Raw genomic sequence first — 17,708 nt, 5'->3', positions numbered from 1 at the left:
GCTGAGGTTTCTCACTCAGCTTAGAGCATGGGACGACCTTTGAGACCGCCCTTTGGCTCAAAGTCGAGGTGGAAGCCCGTTTCTCAGGCTGGAACCGGCCCCACAGCAGGGCGCTTTGAGCCCGCCGCCGGGAACGGCAGACGTGCGCCCACAGCGTCACGGCCCATTTTCACCGCCCCGGAGGCGCCCACCAACGACCAGTCTAATTTTCAGTTGGCGTTAGTTCGGCGCGGATCTGCGTCAGCAGCGCCCGTGCCGCCAACGACAGCCGCGCCCCCTTCAGCCAAACCAAGCTAGCCCCAGAAGACGTCCGTGGCGCCAACGGCACGAATGTCAAATCGGACTGGTTGGTATTGACGATGCCATCAAGACCCAGCGCATTACCGACGCCAGCGGAGACCAGCAAAGAGGCATTGTACAACAGATTGTAGGTGGCGGCGACGTCGAGGTCGTCCTGGGTGAGACCGAAGACCGCGTGAATCCGGCGACTTCCCCCCTGTTGCGGCAAGATCAGTTTGGTATGGGCGACATCGTCGAGGCTGACGGTGGCCTGTTGGGCCAGGGGCGAGCTATTTTGGACCAGCAAGCCCCAACGACTCTCGCCGGGCAGCCGGAGAAAGTCATAATCGGACTTGTCGAGGGGTTCCATCACCACGCCAAAGTCAAAGACGCCGGAGGTCAGGTGCTGGTGAATCTCGGCGGCATCGGTGCTGACGACATTGATTTGAATGTGGGGATACTGCTGGTTCAGCCGGCCAATGGCCTGGGCGACCGTCAACATGCTGCGGGCCTCGGCGCTGCCGATGAAGACGGCGCCGCGGATATCGTTTTCCTGATGAATATTGGCCACCGTCTTGTCCGTCAATGAGAGAATCTGACGGGCCTGGTTGGCAAAATACTCGCCGTCGGGGGTGAGCTGAATAGTCCGACTTCCCCGTTCAAAGAGGGTCGTGCCCAGTTCATCTTCTAAGTCCTTGAGCTGGCGCGACACGGTCGGCTGCGAGACGTGCAGCCGTTCCGAGGCCTTGGAAATATTTTTTTCCTGAACAACCATTAAAAAGTAGCGGAGAACACGCAATTCCATGAGACACAACTCCTTAGTGTGGTGGGGTGACGAAGCAAGCTTGCTATTGTCATTAGTATACCTCAAAAGCATGGAAAACGATTTAGATTAAGTATTAGTCATGAGTCTAGACAAGTCTTATGATAGTCCCAGTAGAGAACAACGAAAGGAGGTCAGCCCATTGGAACCACAGAAAAAACAGACGTCAGCCATTTGCCACTGGACACCGGCTCGCGCCCAAGCATTCGCGGTCGCCGATGACCTGCGGGTGTCGCCCTTTTACAGCGACGGCCGAACGTACGGTACGCCGACCTGGATCTGGTCCGTAGTGGTCGCAGGAAGGTTGTACGCCCGGGCCTGGCACGGTCGACAGTCATCCTGGTACCAAGCCGCCGTTCAGCAACGCGGCGGACGGATTCATTTAAGCGGTCATAATTTCAAAGTGGCCTTCGTCCCGGTTACGGACGACGCCCAGCTGCTGGCCCGAATCGATGTGGCTTACCGCGAAAAATATGCGGCGAGCGCCTACCTGTTGCCGATGCTTCAGGACCGACCGCGGTCAGCAACGGTCGAAATTTTACCCACGAATTAGCGTTAACTCAGGATGAGAAGGAGGACTTCACGTGAAAATCAACGAAGCGGCAAAGGCGTTGCACACGAGTGCGTGGACGCTGCGATACTACGAACAGATTGGCGTGGTTGCGCCGGTAGCCCGCGTCAGTGGGATGCGCGACTACAGCGCGGCTGATTTGAAACAGCTGCGAGACATTTTAGACTTGCGGGACTGTGGCGTCACGTTGGCCGAAATCAAACGGCTGATGACGCTACGAGATAGTGAAGATAATCTGCTGGCGCAACGGGAAATCCTGACGACCCAGGCCGACGTCCTCCACGACCAAATCGATCAGCTGCAGGAAACCTTGGGACGGCTGGAAGATAAGCTGGCTACATTGCCAGTCGCGATGGCGGCGGGCAACCATTAACGATTGTAAAATGAACATGAAGTTTACTCAAAAGGAGCGCTTTAAATATGTTAACTGACAATCAACCGAAAATTGCTTTAGGAACTTGGGCTTGGGGCGACACGCCGGATGGCCAAGTCTTTGGAAATCATTTGACGGCTACGGACCTGAAACCGGTCGTTACGGCGGCGATGGGGGCGGGCTTAACCCTCTGGGATACGGCTTACGCTTACGGTTCCGGGGCCTCCGAGGATAAATTGGGCGAGCTGCTCCAGGACTATCCGCGTGAGAGCTACCAACTGTCCACCAAGTTCACGCCACAGATGGCCGCGGGCGACAGTGATCACGAGGTCGCCGACATGCTGGCGGGCAGCCTCAAGCGCCTGCACACGGATTACATCGACATTTACTGGATTCACAACCCGGCCGACGTGGAAAAATGGACGCCCCAACTGATTCCGCTGGTGAAGAGCGGCAAGATCAAGCGCGTCGGGGTCTCCAACCACAATTTAGCCCAAATCAAGCGGGCCAACGAGATTTTAGACGAGGCCGGTATTCAGGTGTCCGCCGTGCAAAACCATTTCAGCCTGTTGTACCGTTCCTCAGAAGAGGCGGGCATCATTGACTACTGCCGCGAACATGACATCACGTTCTTTGCCTACATGGTGCTCGAACAGGGCCTGCTGAGTGGCCGCTACAACGTGGCCAATCCGCTGCCAGCCGACAGTATGCGCGGGAGCATTTACAACCAGGTTCTACCACAGGTGAGCGCCTTAACGGCCGGCCTGCAGGCAATTGGTGCGAAGCAAGGGGCCTCGGCTGCCGAAGTGGCTACGGCCTACGCGATTGCCAAGGGGACCACGCCAATCATCGGGGTCACCAAGGACAAGTACATTCCGAGCGAGGCCAAGGCCATGTCTCTGACGTTGACGGATGCAGAAATTACCCAATTAGAAACACTGGCCCAAGCCGCTAATGTTGATACCAAGGGCTCCTGGGAAGCACCTATGGTCTAATTAGAGTACAATGAAGCTATTGCGAAATTGAATAAATCAGTCACACACTAAAAGACATGTTAAATCAAAAATAGTTGGAGGAATTTCAGATGACAAAAGTAATGATTATTGGTGCCCATGGTGCTATGGCACAGCTGTTGACCCAACGCTTATTAGATGAAACGGACGTCACGCTGACGCTGTTCTTGCGTAACGCTTCGCGGTTGTTACCATTGGCTGCCAATCCTCGAGTAACGTTGATTGACGGCGACGTAAATGTTACTGAGGTTGTGGCCCATGCCATGGCTGACGCCGACATCATCTATTCCAATTTGGGTGGCGCGGACCTCGATGTCCAAACCCAAAGTGTGGTTGACGCGATGAAAGCAACCGGCAAGCAACGTCTGATCTACATCAGTTCCTTGGGCGCCCACCGTGAAGTTCCCGGCAAATTTGGCGAGTGGAACGAACAGATGATTGGCGCCTACCTGCCAGCCTTCCGTCGGACCAGCGACCTGGTTGAAAAGTCCGGCGTGACCTACACGGAAATTCGGCCAGCCTGGTTGACCGACAACGATGAAGTGGCCTATGAAGTCACGACCTTGGCCGATGGTTTCAAGGGCACCGAGGTTTCCCGGCAGAGTGTCGCGGACTTCGCGCTGAAAGTCATCGCCGACCCAAGCACGTATCAAAACGCTAGCGTGGGTCTGGACAAGCCCGGTACTGACGGCGACAAGCCCAGCTGGTACTAAGGAGGCTTCACGATGACGGTCATCGATGTCTTTGCACACGTCTTACCCGCGAACTTTTTAGCCAAAATGAATGCGATCCACCCGAATATTTTAGACAACTTTCCGTATATGAAAAACGATCTATTGACGGATGTGGCGCAACACCGGGCCAGTCTGCCAGCGGATCATCAACAGATTATTTCCGCGGTCAATTTGAACCCGGAAGACTTCGTGGGTCCGGATCAGGCGGCCGAACTCTGCCGCCAGGCCAACGCGGAAATCGCTGATTTAGTGCGGGCCAACCGTGAGTTTTTCCCGGCTGGCGTGGCCATGTTGCCACTGAACAACGTGCCCGCCGCCTTGCAGCTGATTGACGACCAGGTGGCCGGCAGCGATGCCTTGGTTGGGGTGCAACTATTTACCCAGGCATTGGGTAAGCCCATCACGGACACGGCCTACGAACCGATCTTTGCCAAATTGGCGGCGGTCGGCGCGCCCATCTGGCTCCATCCCGTTTTCGATACGCACAAGACCGATAACGAGCTGACCTTTAGCTGGGAGTACGAGCTGACGCAGGCCATGAACGGCATTGTGGCGGCCAAATACTTCCGCAAATATCCTGGCTTGAAGGTCATCGTGCACCACGCCGGGGCCATGGTCCCGTACTTCAGCCAACGCATCAAGTACATCCAGTCGGCTGAAAACTACGCGGACTTTAAGAAGTTCTACGTGGACACGGCCATCCTGGGCAATCCCAAGGCGCTGGCACTTGCGGTCGACTTCTTTGGGCTGGATCACGTGCTGTTTGGCACGGACTCACCGTTTGGAATTCCACCGGTGGGACCGACGGCGGTGATTGAACAGGCGGTGCGGAATATGGACCTGACGGCGCCGCAGCAGCAAGCCATCTTCACCACCAACTGGCAAGCACTCATGGGCTAAACTGGTCGTTGTCAGTGCCTCCGGGCTGGTGAAAACTGGGCCGGAACGCGGTGCTGGTCGTTCCCGGCGGCGGCCTCAAGGTCCCCTGCTGTGGGGCCGGTTCCAGACTGAGAGGCGGTCTTCCACCTCAACTTTGAGCCTGGGGGCGGTCTCAAAGGTTGTCCCATGGGCTAAGCTGAGTGGGAAACCTCAGCTAAGGCCATCGACACAGCCGGGAACCTTGGTCCGCCTCTGGTCACTGACACTGTCCTAGTCAGCCCAGTTTTCCCCAGCCCTGCGGCTGACACAGGTTTAGCCCGTGGGCTGGCCGGTTAGGTGTGGGCGTGTTGGGGATGTTTATAAATTTGTTTATTGATGCCGACTGGTTTTGATCTAGTCGGCATTTGTTGGTTGATTGTTTATGTTAGAGATGAATTGAGTTAGAAGAGTAGAATTGATAGATAAAAATTGACTAGGGTTAAACAGAATTGAAGAGTTGGTAATCAGTACCAACTAGCTATTAACAAGGAATACATTTATGGGTTAAACACTTACTTATTAGTGGCCTAAGAGTGTGATAATGACTTGGTCGATGTGAGTGACCAGAGGTGGGCCAAGGTGCCCAGCTGTGTCGGCAGTCTTGGCTGGGGGACTTTCTCAGCCTAGTCCGCGGGACGACCTTTGAGACCGATTTTTGGCTCAAAGTCGAGGTGGAAGCCCGTTTCTCAGGCTGAAACCGACCCCATAGCAGGGGACCTTGAGCCCACCGCCGGGAACGGAATTGTTCTTGTATTCTCACTACTCCGGAAACATTAGCCAAAGTATCTTTAACCCGAAAAGGAGTCCAGCTATTTTGAAGACGGAACACGAAAAACTATTAGCCGGTGAAGCTTACGATTACCGGGATCTCGAACTGCAGGGAATGATTGCCAAGGGGAAGCGTCTGCTTTCAGTGATCAATACCAGTCAGGACACCGCCAAACGGGCTGATGCCATGCAACAATTCTTTGCCAAAACCGGGCAACGCTTCGTAATCAATGGGGCGTTTAGCGCGGTCTATGGGGCCCACATTTCGGTTGGCGATGATGTATTTATCAACGGTAACTGTACGTTTCAGGATTCCAACCGTATCACCCTGGGCGACCGGGTCGTTATTGCGCCGGACGTGAAGCTGTACTGTGGCGCTCACTCGTTGGACGCGACGCAGCGGTTCGGCGTGCGGCCGGATGGCAGTCGCTACCTGATTACGACGACCAAGCCGATTACGATTGGCAGCGACGTGTGGATTGGTGGCAACGTGACCGTGATTGGTGGCGTGCACATCGGTGACAACGTCGTAGTTGGTGCCGGGGCGGTCGTGACCAAAGATGTGCCGGCCAACACGGTGGTGGCTGGTGTGCCCGCGCGCGTCATCAAGCCGTTGCCCGCACTCAAGTCGCTGTAGAAAGGGAGCAAGCAGATGACCAAGCAATCAGTCGTACCCCTGTTTCGCTTATTCAAGTTAGAAATTACCGCGGTGGAACGGGAAAACTTTGTCGCAGTGGGCACCCAAAATTTAACGACGTCGATTCAAAATGAACCGGGGACGTTGGCGATGTACACGAGTCACGTGGACCCGGCCGGACTGCACAACCGGGTGATTGAGGTGTATCGCGATGCTGCCAGTTATGAAATCCATGCGCACTCACCGCAGTTCGCCGCGTTTCAGACGGTAGCTAAACGGGCTGTGACCCAGCAAACGGTCGTGAACCTGACGCCCAAATTGCTGCTGGAACAGTCGCAACCGCTATACCGTAATCCGGCGAATGAAGCCTTTATTCAGCTGATGGCATTAACCGTACAGCCAGGACAGACGGCGGCCTATCAGGCAGTGGTGGTGCCGTATTTACAGGCGGCCATGGCGGCCGAACCGGGTCTGCAGGTCGGTGCCGTGGGGCAGGTTGTGGATGCGCCAGATCAGTGGGTGATTTTCACGGTTTACCAGGATTTGGCGGCGTTCAAGGCCCATTGCCAAACGGCTGGATTCAAGCAGTATCAAGCGGCGGCCCAGCCGCTGATTCAGACGGCGGATGCGACCGTTTTGACGGGCGACACCTTGGTCAATCACGGTGGCCTAGCATTTACGGCGGAGTAAACCGCGTACTTGCCTCTGGGCTGGTGAAAACTGGGCCTGGCCGTTTCCGTTCCCGGCGGCGGATTCAAAGTGCCCTGCTGTGGGGTCGGTTCCAGCCGAAGGGCGGGCTTCCACCTCAACTTTGAGCCAAAGGGCGGTCTCAAAGGTTGTCCCGTGGGCTAGGCTGAGAAAATACCTCAGCCAAGCCCACCGACACAGCCAGGCACTTTGATTCGCCTCTGGTCACTGACACTGCCCTAGTCAGTCCAGTTTTCCCAGCTCTGCGGCTGATACGGGTTTAGCCCACCGTGACTTGACCACATGAATGATTTAATTGGTGTGAATATTAACGTAAAAATGGTGTCACCCGATTTTTGTGGGTGACACCATTTTGAATACTCAGATAATTTGTTAATCAGATAGCTCATGACCGTAATTTTTCCCGTCATCGGCTAAACCAATGCTTTGGTTAAAGGTAGCAATTTCTCGTGGATCATCATGCCAAATAGTCGGAAAGCCTGGTCCGGTTGGGTTGAAAGGCAACCGGTTGGTGCGCACAAGCTCGGCTAAAAATAAGTTGATGACCGTGTCTATGTCGAGTCCCATATCAGCCACAACTTTGAGAGCTGCTTTTTTGACATCCTGGTTGAGACGAATGGTTAGGGTTGTTTGCTTATCCATGATTACTCACCTCATTGCGTCTTCCTGTCAATCGATAAAACAATTGACGTTAATCCGATTCAGATTATTGAGAAAGGGCCTATTTAAACGTCTCATTCTTAAACGACTGCACGGTCCCGGTCTTGGCCTGCTTGTTGACGTTGGCGGTCAGTTTGACCTGGTCGCCGGCCTTGAGGAGTGCCGCTTTGGGGTAGTCGCCGGTGCCGACCGACCAGAGGTAATCGTTGCCCTTGATGGCGAACAGCACGCTTTGGGTACTGCCGTTGGGCACGATGGCGACTCGGGTGACAATCCCGTTGACCTTGGTCAGCTTGGTGGCGGTGGAACTGGCCGTTGAGCCGGCCGCAGCGAGTTGCACGCGGTATTGGTCCAGCGCCTGGGCCGCCGTAGTGGCATAGGCCTTGACGCTCTGGTCGGCCGCCTTGATGTAGGCGTAGCTCCGGAAGGCCCCGGTGGAGTCTAGCAGGGAAACAACCCAGGTCGGCGTGCCGTCGATGTTGTACATAATTGGCATCGTGGCCGACCATTTCTGGGCGACATATTCCTTTTCCGCAATCTTTTTGGCCCCATCACTGTCCATGACCCCGATATTTTTACCGGTGTAGTAGGTCAGTGTCCCGGTCCGTGCGTCGATCATGGAGTAACCCATGGTCGAGTCGGCGCTGGTCTTGGGCGAGGTGAAGTCGTTGAAGTAGGAAATGTTGCCGTGCTTGTCGGCGACGGGGGTGACACCATCCTCGGTCCCGTTGCTGTTGGGGAGCTTGACGCCGGTCTTGTTGAAGTAGGCGTTGAAGAACCCGTTGCCGTAACGACCGAAAATCTGGTTCATTTCCGCGGCCGTCGAGGAGGCAATCGATTCGTTGATAAATGCGGGCGCACCGGCCGCCGTGTAGAGGTGGGTGGCGCCGGTCTTGGCGTTTAACACGACCACGTGGAGGCTGCGGTAGTTGATTCGCCGGGAAACGCCGCGGGCCTTGTAGACGGTTTGGATGAAGAAGGGTTCACCCTGGTCATTGACCTCGAGTTGGGGTTGGCCTTCCTGAACCCAGCTGGGGAAGCGGTTGTAAATGACCCGTTGCGCGTCGTCGAAGAGGTAGGCGCTCGGGGTGTATTTCATGGATTGCTTAACGAAGTGGGGTTCGGCGTTAACGTTGGTGGCGTCGATGATGAAGTATCCTGGCGTGTTGCGGGCCCGTTGCCAGCGCCAGAAGCCATCGAACTCGACCGGCGCGATGTAGACGGTCTTGCCCTTCACGACTTGCGTTTGCAGGTCGCCCAGCTTGTAGTAGGAGGTGTTGGGCACGGTGCTCATCGCCTTGTTCATCTTGTTACGAACGGTCTTGGGCGAAATGGCAATCGGCGTGGCGTTCTTGTCCAGCAGGGGCGCCGTTTTCACCGTCTTGATGCGCAGAGAATTGTAGACGGCCTTGACGCCAAAGCGGGTTTGTAAGGATCCGAACAGGCCGAGGACGACTAAAACAGCCAGCACACCAGCGGCCAGTTTTGTGCCAAAATTGATGCGTGGCAGGCGAAAATTAAAATTCTGTTCAAAAAGATTACGCGGGCGTTTGGCCTTCCGCTCGACTTCCACCTTGGCCTGGGGACTGCTGATGAGGAGCAGGGGCAGGTAGAGGATGCCGTAGATCAGGTTCATGCCAATCAGGCTGGCGGGCGTCTTGCTGGGAAGTGAGCTGAAGACGATGCCTAGCGCGACCAGGTAAAAGATCACGTAGGTGCTGACCAGTAACTGCCAGCGGGTGGGCCGCTGAATGCAGGCCAGAATGGTCATGCCCAGTGCGGTCAGGGTACCAAATAGTGCAACTAAAAGCATAGATAAACTCCTTTGTGAGTGACTGTGGTGAGGCAATTACCTCTAGTTTACCGTAGTTAGGGGGTGGGGGATAGGGGAACGAGTTGGATTGTGGGGATGAGGAGATCATTGAAGCGGAGCAAAGCGCTGTGAATACCCCAAACTCAAGTCAAACCCAACTGCCGTGTTGATCCTGAAGAATTATCGATTTAGTAGAACTCACCCTGATTACCATCGGCCTTAATTAAATCACCATCAGGGTCGGTTGAATCGGTGTAAGGGTTAGGGTCGGTGCCTTGCTTAGCGTGACCAACTTGATGGTACCACTTAGTTCTGTAGTACCAGTAGTGGATTTGCTTGTCATTACCATTGGGGAACGACTGAGATGAAACGTATCGGTAAGTTTCTGTAATTGGTTTACCCTTTTTGGTATACCCGATAGTTCTAACACCAGTTGAATAGTTGTTAACAATCTTGATTCTAGCTGAAGTCCACTTCATTTCTGATGGGGTTGCGTATGTCCCATCCTTAGGACCATGAACAAGTTTGTATAACTTACCATTATCTGGCGCTACTACTTCTGCTTTTGGTACAATCGTCTTTTGACCTGACGTTACACCTGAATTATAAATTTGTTTAGGTGTGAAGATGTCATAACCCTTAGCAACGGCATAGTCGTGATGGTCAAAATCAATGAAATACCCCTTGATTTCTTCGTTCTTCAACGTCCACTTTGCTGTGTTTGAGTTTTTTGTCTGCCACTTAGATTTTGAGATTTTACGCCGTGATGTGACATGGTTGTTGAAACTAGTATGATGCATAGCTTGAGACTTTGTAGTTGTTGTTGTCACTATAAAACTATAAGTCTTAGCATTAGACTTCTTATAAACGTTCTTGGTTGCCTTAAATGTAATCTTATTACCTGATACAGACTTGGACCAACCAGAAGGTGCTGTAGCTGATGAAATTGTAGTTCCGCCTGGTAATGTATCGGTGATGGTATACCCTTTACCAGAGAATTTAGCAGCTTTTGTTTTTTGTACAATTCTCCAAGAGAAGGACTTTGTATAATCAGCTAGAGCTGATGATGTTGCTTTGTAAGTTTTTGGATTTGAAGATTGAGGACCAACGTACTTCTTGGGAGCAGGTTGCTTGGGAGCTTTCTTTTGAGGTAGCTTCATACCGCTAATATCAAGCAAATCTGTCCACGGCGCATGACCACGCCAACTTACACCAATCTCTGATGTTTTATATACAGCTAATGCTGAATTACGAGTCTTTGGTCCGTCAAAGTCGGTATAGTCATGGTTGAAATAGTTTTCAGGAAAGTGGGTGTCATCTTTAAGTTTCAATACCCCAAACTCACCAAACTCACGGTCAATGTTAGACTTACCAGCTTTTGTTGTATAATTACCAACTTCAGTTGGATTTGAATAAGTCATTACTCGTTGTCCCAATGTGTAATGACGACCGCCAGCTGCCTTAAGGTATGCTGGTTCCATTTCCATAAATCCTAGTCCAATAGTATGGTCGGCATCCGCTTTAACATTTGTATTAGTACCATGATTAACAATACGGATAGTAATGTCAGCATGAGAAGCTGAATCATTCATACTAATATTCTTATAAATCTTACCATTTCTATATGCCTTACCTTGAGTATTTCGTGACTTAGGTGTAGCTATACCAAATTTATTCGTCATAAATACAATAGCTTGATTTTTGTATGAAACATGAGTACCACCAACTGTTTTCTTTAGCGGTTCGCCTTTATACCCACCCATCTGAATAATCATATCGACTTTCTTACCACGGAAAGTACCAACATATGTATAACGAATTGCAGGGTTACTACTTAACCGGTAGAAAGTACCTTGATTTCCGTTAGCACTAAATCCAGGACCACCATCATAGTACGTACTCATTGTAGTACCACGTACTTTATACGCTTTTGTCTTACCTTTTTTCCATACTGGATTAAAATATGGGTCGGGAGCCTTTGCAAAATCAATATGACGTGAATGACGTGTAGCAAAACCATTTTTCGCTAGTTCTGAATAAAATGTTGTATATGTCGAATTACCTTTTCTTACATCATTAAAAGAACTTGCATTTGCTTGAACTGATGATTGCATCATTGATAACCCAGTAACTCCTAATGTTGCTAAGGTTATGGCTAACACTGGTAGTTTATGTGACATACCTAAAACCTCTCTTCTCTGTTATTTTGTTTATATTTATTTATCATAAGTACACCTCAACATTCTGTATTGATTGGTTTAATACCCCAATCGGTCCAATATCAAAGCCCATCAATGTACATTGTGTTAGTTCTTCGTTACTTAGAACGCATAAAAAAGAGTCTGCAAAATATTTGCAGGCTCTTCGGTAACATGATGGTGACTATTAATTTGTGTCGGTATTACTTGTAAGCCTTAACGCTTACCTTCTTAGAGGCTGAGAGTAAGTGGAAAGTGTAGACAATCTTACCATGCTTCTTAACGACCTTACCGTGCTTCATGTTCTTGGTGTAATACCCTGCTTTGGCCCAAGTATTCTTAGCTTTTGGAGCCTTGATAGTAGCCTTGAAGTTGTTGTGCTTGTTGAGACGTACATACTTGTAACCCTTGTAGGTAGTAATACGAGCCCATTTTGCGTGATGCTTTGCTGCTAACGCTTTAGTGCTTACGCTTACTTTACCGGTAACCTTGACGTACTTGTTAGACTTGGTCTTCTTCGAAGTTAACTTAGAAACCTTGTAAGCGTACTTCTTAGTTGCTTTCTTCTTATTGGTCTTCTTGACTACCTTCTTAGTTACCTTCTTTTTAGAAGTAGTCTTCTTTGCTGGTGCGTTATACGTTGCTGAAGCAGTTGCTTTTTTATTAGCTTCTTTATTATAAGCGTCATCATCTTTCTTATCTTGAGCAATCGTCTTTTTAACTGATGCTGGGTCATCAGCATCGGCAGCTGCAAACATCGCTTTTTCAGTTTTATAAGTCTTACCGTTATATACATACTTACCAGCAGCCGACGCGGTTACATCGTTGTTAGAACCAGTAAACGTTGGAACAACTAGCGCTAAGCCTAACGTTGCTGACGCTACCATAACTGACATAATTAACTTGTGCTTCATCGATTTACTCTTAAACATTTTAAATCATCCTTTCGATTTTTGTTTCACTATTATCAAATTTTGTTTTGGTGTTTGATTCATTGGTTCGTTGCTCCGTTTGATGTTGTTCTCATTTAGCAACAAAGTTATCATACCGCGTGTTGGTTCTGTTGCAAACCCATTGTTGATTATTTATGTAGTAAAGATAGTCATGAACGTGATGGTGTTCGTGAGAACTTTACATGTCACTAATTTGGAGTGGGTGACGCAGTGCATAGGGTGATGATTGAAGAAATGACACGAAGGTGTCGGGTGTAATACCCCTGTGGTTTGTCAGGGACGTTAGATGACGACATCTTTAATTTGCAAACTGTCAGTTTCGTCGATGTCTAACTCGTCATTCTTTAATTCTATTTCGGATTGTTGATTTGTCGAGTCGACATCATCGTCGGTTAACTCCTCGCGCTCGTTTGTCGCAAATGAATCTGTTAGGTCTTCGACCGTTAAGTTGAAGTCATTGTCATGTCCCAAGAGGTTCAACAGAAGACGCTTACGATTATGATTTGGGTCATGCCCAAAGAGAGTGGTGACTAACTCGTTCACCGTTTGTGTCGTTGGGTCAAACTTGATTTGGACTAGGTTCTTTCGGTGGGTGTAGATTGGATTGACCGTGGTAACCGGGAGATCATTAAGGTCAATTGCTCAGATTGGACGATTGTAAAAAACAGATTGATTTTAGTTAAGTACAAGATCAAGATATTGGCCTTCTGAGAGCGAAAATTAAGGAAGATTAGCTAATCTAATAGATGTATTTAATGATAATGTCTATTATCTAAAAATTAGGCTCCTCAGATTACTAAAATTCTTAATTCAAATCGTCATGCAAACGAGGATCTTTCAGATATTGGGCGGCATTGGATAAATCGGGGTAGATAAATGCCAGATTGATGCCAATCACATCCAGGTCCTTTAGCACTTGCGCTTTCTTCTTGCCTGGAATACTGATCCGTAACTGAATCAGGTGTTGAATCTTATCTTGCACGGTTGCCGGATCTGAGAGAAGTATCGGCATTAAGAAGGCCCCAGATTGGTTACGAATCCGCTTATCTACAGTATAAAGATTTTCGAGTTCGAATGAATTTCTAAAGTTATTATATTGTGTGCGCAACTCCCTTCAATGATGGGACGCAAACGGGTCCTATCAGTAATTTTAGACTAGAATAAGTTCAGTATACCATATTATAATGCGGTTAAAGGTGCGTCTGTCGTCGCAAAACAGGATTCAAAAATAAAAGAGTTTAGCCAGTGTGAGGTGGGCTAAACTCTTTTGATTTGGTTCTTAGCGAATAACAACCTTTATCCCAGCAGGCACATGGCTGTAGATCCAGTGGGCATCGGCAACGCTCAGGCGCACGCAGCCATGACTGGCGCGTTTGCCCAGCTTGTGGGCCTCGCTGACGACGTACTTGCCGTGCACGTTGACGGGAACGGAGTGGAACAGGTAGGTCCCCCAGTCCTTGAAGGACGTCCAGTAGTTGGCGCCTTCCTTAGAGCTGGCGTTGTAGAAGTGCTTGCCGCGGTTCTGGATGTGAAAGGTGCCGGTCGGGGTCGGGGATGATTTCTTCCCGGTCGAGCAGACCATGGTGTAGAGCACCCGGTGCTTGCTGGTCTTCACGTAGACGCGTTGCTTGGCGATGGAGACCTTGAGGTAGGCGTGCTTATATTTCTTCAAATTGGGGTACGCCTTGCTCTCGGATGGCTGTTTCCAGCTGGGAGTGGTGCTGGCCGTGGCAGTGACAGCGTTGGTCCCAACGCCACCCAGCAGACCAACAATGGCCAAAAGGGTCGTGATGATAATTTTTACCTTGTTCAATGGAATTCCTCCTTGTAGAATACATTATCATTCTATTAGGAGGTGACAAGCCTGTCAACGCGACAAATTAAAGAGGTTGCCAACTATTTTTGAGTTGAATGGCTGATGGGGCAGGTGTAGTAAGGAATCAGGATGCTTTACTTTGCCACGCGGATTCGGTATTCTACAGATAGTTAAAATTGGAGAGTTGCTGCCGCAAGTGCAAGCTATAAAAATGGTGAGCCACTACCGTAAGTGTGGGCGATAAAAATGGAGAGTTGCTACCGTAAGTGCAAGCTATAAGGATTGACGCTAGTTAGCGTTGATCACAAAAAAAGGAAGAGGCCGACTTGGCTTCTTCCTTTTGACTTAACTTCAATTTAAGTTACCCACGAAACATAAAAATTCCCCGAACAATCTCGGCACCAATCAAAACAATCATTGCGGACCAGGTTAATAATGTGGCTAAGCTCCCCATAATGTTGACCTCCTTGTGCACGTTTTAACTAACTTCATTGTACGCCGAAGTGATAAAGCTGACAATGGGTACGCTTACATTTTATCAAACATCTGAACGGACAATTGAACCCCGTTCGGAAGAAACACAATATTTAGGAAAAAAGTGATCCGTGTAAGTGACCAGAGGTGGGCCAAAGTGTCCAGCTGTGTCGATGGTCTTAGCTGAGCGGCTTTTCTCAGCTTAGCCCATGGGACGACCTTTGAGACCGTCCTTTGGCTCAAAGTCGAGGTGGAAGCCCGCTCCACAGGCTGGAACCGACCCCACAGCAGGGCGCTTTGAGCCCACCGCCGGGAACGAAAAGGCTCATCTATTTGCCTTAAGAGTTCGTGACCTGAATCAAGTCGGCAAACGTGGCCGTCGTCATGCCCGGCGAGATTCGCAGCCGTGACAGGTTGTAGCGGCCCTCGGACATCTGGGCGAATCCCTCCTGGGTGGTCAATGCGAGCTTATATCCCGCCTGCTTAGCCAAACGGTGCGTGATCTTGTTGGCACGGCCAGCCGGGTAGCACAGCATTTGCGTATCCTGATTGAGTTCGCGGTCGAGCCAACGCTTAGAATTCACCAGCTCTTGTCGTTGTTGCGTGGCTGATAAACTATTCAGGTTCAGGTGCTGGACCGTGTGGCTGGCAAAGTCCACGCGGCCGGTCGCCTTGAGCGCCTTCATTTGCGCCAGGGACAGGTGGTTGGCCTTGTGGGTGAAGCCCGTGATGGCGTTGATGGTTACGTGTTGATGGTACTTTTTCAACGTTGGCAAAATTTTCTGATTATCCTTGTAGGCGTCGTCCAGCGTAATCCAGACGACTTTTTTCTGCGGCACGGTATTCGTGGTCAACGCGCGAATGGCTTGCGCCGTGGTCAGCGTTTCATAGTGGTGCTTTTCCAAATAGGTCAGCTCCGCCACGACCTGTTTCTTGGGCACCCGTAGTTGATTGCCGGTTGCCACGCTATGGTACATCAGGATTGGCAATTTCAAAGGATGCTTGAGTTTGATCCAGGGTTCGGGCTTTTTTACCGTGACCTCAGTTGCGGAAACATCTTCCTGCGGTACCCGGTTGTGCGTCGCCGGTGCCGTTTGAACGTTTGTCTTGCGAAACTGGGTGAGCGTGACCGTCCCCAAAATTACGGCCACTAACGCCAGACAGCTCCCCAGTAGCCACCATTTCTTTTTCATCAGTGATTCCCCCAAAATCTAGTCTTACCTCTATTATAAATAGTTTAATGAAAAAATCTTGGGCTAATCAGCCCGTTGGCTCAATCGGCGGTAATAATCGATGGAGTCCGGTGGCAGGTTCAACGCCGCGGTGACCTCTCTGTCGGTCTTTTGCGGGTGGCGCCGGAGATAGTTAACTAAGTAACCTTGATAGAGGACGGTAGGGCTGAGGGCAAAGCCAATGACCGCTTCGTCCGGTTTCAAATACTTGTGGAGGCCCGGCAACGTCAAATGGGGGTCGGCCGCGGCCCGTTGCTTGAGAAACCAGTCGTCACAAAGAAACCGCTGCTGAAGCGGGTCGATGAAGTCCCGAAAGGCCTTGAGAAAGGGCTGGACGGTAGCTGGCCAATCGTGGGTATCGATTTTTTCCGTCACGCCGGGCTTGAGGAAGCTTTGCACGGGATAGCCCTGTGACACCAGCAGGAGGGTCAGACGCGTATAAATGTGGAGCCGCTCATCGGCGAGGTAGTCGGTCAGGTCGTCAACCCAGCGATAGTTGACCGGTTGCGGCGCTTGCTTGGGCTTGCTTTTAAGGTCCAGCGTTGGCAAGTAGGGCGTCCAGCGGTGCGAGAACAAAAATTTGAAATAAATGTTCAGGTGGGACAACACCTTGTTGTAGGTCTGATTCTGGATTTGGCGGGCGGTGAGCAACATGCTGAGGTACTGCTCGACGTCCTGCGTTTGGAGATCACGCACGCGGTGGGTCTTCTGATAAGTTGGGTTGAAGTTCTCTAAGTAATGGAAGAAATCCTTCAGCGTGGTCGTGTATTCGTCGCGCGTGGCTTCGGCCATGGCCCGGTCGGTTAGTAACCGGTTGAAGGCGTCTTGGTAGGGGTATTCTTGCGGCATCCAACCGCCTCACTTTCTTTTAAAATTTACTTTGCTAGTTTCATTGCGTTCCCGGCGGCGGATTCAAGTTGCCCTGCTATGGGGCCGCTTCCAGCCTGAGAGGCGGGCTTCCAGCTCGACTTTGAGCCGAAGGGCGGTCTCAAAGGTCGTCCCGTGGGCTAGGCTGGAATAAAACTCCAGCCAAGGCCACCGACACAGCTGGGCAACTTGATCTGCCTCTGGTCACTCACGTTGTGTTAATTTGAAAGACGTGGTCGTGGATGGCTGGTGTGTTGGTGGTTGGGTGTTAAATTTCGCCGGCGGGCTCAAACCGGCCTGCTATGGGGTCGGCTCCAGCCAAAGGACGGGCTTCCACCTCAACTTTGAGCCTGAGGGGCGGTCTCAAAGGTTGCCCCGTGGTCTAGGTTGGCACAGAACGCCAGCCAAGGCCACCGACACAGCTGGCCGGTTTGGCCCGCCTCTGGTCACTCACGGCCGCGTTAATTTTTAAAGACGTAGTCGTGGGTGGTAGGTGTGTTGGTGGTTGGGCGGGTTACATTTCGCCGGCGGATTCAAGTTGCCTTGCTATGGGGTCGGCTCCAGCCTGAAAAGCGGGATTCCGCCTAGACTTTGAGCCGAAGGGCGGTCTCAAAGGTCGTCCCGTGGGCTAGGCTGGCACAGAACGCCAGTCAAGGCCACCGACACAGCTGGGCAACTTGATCCGCTTCTGGTCACTCACAGCCGCGTTAATTTGAAAGACGTGGTCGTGGATGGCTGGTGAGTTGGTGGTTGGGTGGTTAAATTTATCTCGCTAGCAAAAAATTACTGTAGGTTTGCTAAACAATAATTACGTTAACTTGAGTATACCATTCAACGGCTGTCTAGCCGTAGGTTGGCGCTTTTGGCTCAA

General features: G+C 50.9%; 17 protein-coding genes. 7 read left to right on the top strand and 10 right to left on the bottom strand.

All coding sequences use genetic code 11. The features are described 5' to 3' along the window. Positions 1-202 precede the first annotated feature (202 nt). Complete coding sequence (locus JUF13_RS02945) at positions 203-1,084, bottom strand: LysR family transcriptional regulator (protein WP_203637638.1); 882 nt, start codon at positions 1,082-1,084, stop codon at positions 203-205. 160 nt (positions 1,085-1,244) lie between these two features. Here JUF13_RS02945 and JUF13_RS02940 point away from each other — a divergent pair, with 160 nt between their 5' ends. From JUF13_RS02940 to JUF13_RS02910, 7 genes are all read left to right on the top strand, one after another. Continuing rightward, positions 1,245-1,655 (top strand): DUF2255 family protein, encoded by a 411-nt coding sequence (locus JUF13_RS02940; RefSeq protein ID WP_225893648.1) that lies wholly within the window; start codon positions 1,245-1,247, stop codon positions 1,653-1,655. A gap of 31 nt (positions 1,656-1,686) precedes the next feature. Further along, positions 1,687-2,046: a MerR family transcriptional regulator gene (locus tag JUF13_RS02935; protein WP_203637636.1), complete on the top strand. Its 360-nt coding sequence runs from the start codon at positions 1,687-1,689 to the stop codon at positions 2,044-2,046. 47 nt (positions 2,047-2,093) lie between these two features. Beyond that, the gene (locus JUF13_RS02930; RefSeq protein WP_203637635.1) at positions 2,094-3,041 is read left to right on the top strand and encodes an aldo/keto reductase; all 948 of its coding nucleotides are present in this window, start codon (positions 2,094-2,096) and stop codon (positions 3,039-3,041) included. An 89-nt stretch (positions 3,042-3,130) separates the two neighbouring features. Beyond that, positions 3,131-3,772: an NAD(P)H-binding protein gene (locus tag JUF13_RS02925; RefSeq protein WP_203637634.1), complete on the top strand. Its 642-nt coding sequence runs from the start codon at positions 3,131-3,133 to the stop codon at positions 3,770-3,772. 12 nt (positions 3,773-3,784) lie between these two features. Next, the gene (locus JUF13_RS02920; protein WP_203637633.1) at positions 3,785-4,693 is read left to right on the top strand and encodes an amidohydrolase family protein; all 909 of its coding nucleotides are present in this window, start codon (positions 3,785-3,787) and stop codon (positions 4,691-4,693) included. Between the two features lie 832 nt (positions 4,694-5,525). Next, entirely contained in the window at positions 5,526-6,116 is a 591-nt protein-coding gene (locus JUF13_RS02915) for a DapH/DapD/GlmU-related protein (RefSeq protein WP_225893649.1), read from the top strand. Between the two features lie 15 nt (positions 6,117-6,131). Continuing rightward, positions 6,132-6,806: a putative quinol monooxygenase gene (locus tag JUF13_RS02910; protein WP_203637632.1), complete on the top strand. Its 675-nt coding sequence runs from the start codon at positions 6,132-6,134 to the stop codon at positions 6,804-6,806. Between the two features lie 390 nt (positions 6,807-7,196). On the opposite strand, the gene JUF13_RS02905 is transcribed toward JUF13_RS02910, so the two are convergent. The 9 genes from JUF13_RS02905 to JUF13_RS02865 all read right to left on the bottom strand — a co-directional run bounded on the left by JUF13_RS02905 (position 7,197) and on the right by JUF13_RS02865 (position 16,819). Next, positions 7,197-7,466 carry a type II toxin-antitoxin system RelB/DinJ family antitoxin gene (locus JUF13_RS02905; protein ID WP_203637631.1) on the bottom strand — a complete coding sequence of 90 codons (270 nt, stop codon included), beginning with the start codon at positions 7,464-7,466 and terminating at the stop codon, positions 7,197-7,199. Between the two features lie 79 nt (positions 7,467-7,545). After that, positions 7,546-9,297 (bottom strand): hypothetical protein, encoded by a 1,752-nt coding sequence (locus JUF13_RS02900; RefSeq protein ID WP_203637630.1) that lies wholly within the window; start codon positions 9,295-9,297, stop codon positions 7,546-7,548. Positions 9,298-9,485: 188 nt separating this feature from the next. Then, positions 9,486-11,477, bottom strand: coding sequence for a hypothetical protein (locus tag JUF13_RS02895; protein ID WP_203637629.1), 1,992 nt, complete (start codon positions 11,475-11,477; stop codon positions 9,486-9,488). A gap of 221 nt (positions 11,478-11,698) precedes the next feature. After that, complete coding sequence (locus JUF13_RS02890) at positions 11,699-12,427, bottom strand: hypothetical protein (RefSeq protein ID WP_203637628.1); 729 nt, start codon at positions 12,425-12,427, stop codon at positions 11,699-11,701. Between the two features lie 303 nt (positions 12,428-12,730). After that, positions 12,731-12,991, bottom strand: a complete 261-nt coding sequence (locus tag JUF13_RS02885) for a hypothetical protein (protein ID WP_203637627.1) — start codon at positions 12,989-12,991, stop codon at positions 12,731-12,733. A 262-nt stretch (positions 12,992-13,253) separates the two neighbouring features. Continuing rightward, positions 13,254-13,460 carry a hypothetical protein gene (locus tag JUF13_RS02880; RefSeq protein ID WP_203637626.1) on the bottom strand — a complete coding sequence of 69 codons (207 nt, stop codon included), beginning with the start codon at positions 13,458-13,460 and terminating at the stop codon, positions 13,254-13,256. Between the two features lie 267 nt (positions 13,461-13,727). Further along, the gene (locus tag JUF13_RS02875; RefSeq protein WP_203637625.1) at positions 13,728-14,261 is read right to left on the bottom strand and encodes a L,D-transpeptidase; all 534 of its coding nucleotides are present in this window, start codon (positions 14,259-14,261) and stop codon (positions 13,728-13,730) included. Positions 14,262-15,076: 815 nt separating this feature from the next. Next, positions 15,077-15,931 (bottom strand): polysaccharide deacetylase family protein, encoded by an 855-nt coding sequence (locus JUF13_RS02870; protein WP_203637624.1) that lies wholly within the window; start codon positions 15,929-15,931, stop codon positions 15,077-15,079. Between the two features lie 63 nt (positions 15,932-15,994). After that, on the bottom strand, positions 15,995-16,819 hold the full coding sequence (locus JUF13_RS02865) for a phage integrase N-terminal SAM-like domain-containing protein (protein WP_203637623.1): 825 nt from the start codon (positions 16,817-16,819) through the stop codon (positions 15,995-15,997). Positions 16,820-17,708: the final 889 nt, after the last annotated feature.

This window comes from Levilactobacillus wangkuiensis (assembly GCF_016861605.1).
Classification (GTDB): Bacteria; Bacillota; Bacilli; order Lactobacillales; family Lactobacillaceae; genus Levilactobacillus; species Levilactobacillus wangkuiensis.
This window is presented reverse-complemented; position numbering and strand designations above follow the sequence as displayed.

Coding starts and splice junctions, on each gene's coding strand:
- JUF13_RS02895 (WP_203637629.1), bottom strand. CDS start 11,477: ATGTCACATAAACTACCAGTGTTAGCCATAACCTTAGCAACATTAGGA.
- JUF13_RS02870 (WP_203637624.1), bottom strand. CDS start 15,931: ATGAAAAAGAAATGGTGGCTACTGGGGAGCTGTCTGGCGTTAGTGGCC.
- JUF13_RS02930 (WP_203637635.1), top strand. CDS start 2,094: ATGTTAACTGACAATCAACCGAAAATTGCTTTAGGAACTTGGGCTTGG.
- JUF13_RS02900 (WP_203637630.1), bottom strand. CDS start 9,297: ATGCTTTTAGTTGCACTATTTGGTACCCTGACCGCACTGGGCATGACC.
- JUF13_RS02880 (WP_203637626.1), bottom strand. CDS start 13,460: ATGCCGATACTTCTCTCAGATCCGGCAACCGTGCAAGATAAGATTCAA.
- JUF13_RS02945 (WP_203637638.1), bottom strand. CDS start 1,084: ATGGAATTGCGTGTTCTCCGCTACTTTTTAATGGTTGTTCAGGAAAAA.
- JUF13_RS02920 (WP_203637633.1), top strand. CDS start 3,785: ATGACGGTCATCGATGTCTTTGCACACGTCTTACCCGCGAACTTTTTA.
- JUF13_RS02910 (WP_203637632.1), top strand. CDS start 6,132: ATGACCAAGCAATCAGTCGTACCCCTGTTTCGCTTATTCAAGTTAGAA.
- JUF13_RS02890 (WP_203637628.1), bottom strand. CDS start 12,427: ATGTTTAAGAGTAAATCGATGAAGCACAAGTTAATTATGTCAGTTATG.
- JUF13_RS02905 (WP_203637631.1), bottom strand. CDS start 7,466: ATGGATAAGCAAACAACCCTAACCATTCGTCTCAACCAGGATGTCAAA.
- JUF13_RS02865 (WP_203637623.1), bottom strand. CDS start 16,819: ATGCCGCAAGAATACCCCTACCAAGACGCCTTCAACCGGTTACTAACC.
- JUF13_RS02925 (WP_203637634.1), top strand. CDS start 3,131: ATGACAAAAGTAATGATTATTGGTGCCCATGGTGCTATGGCACAGCTG.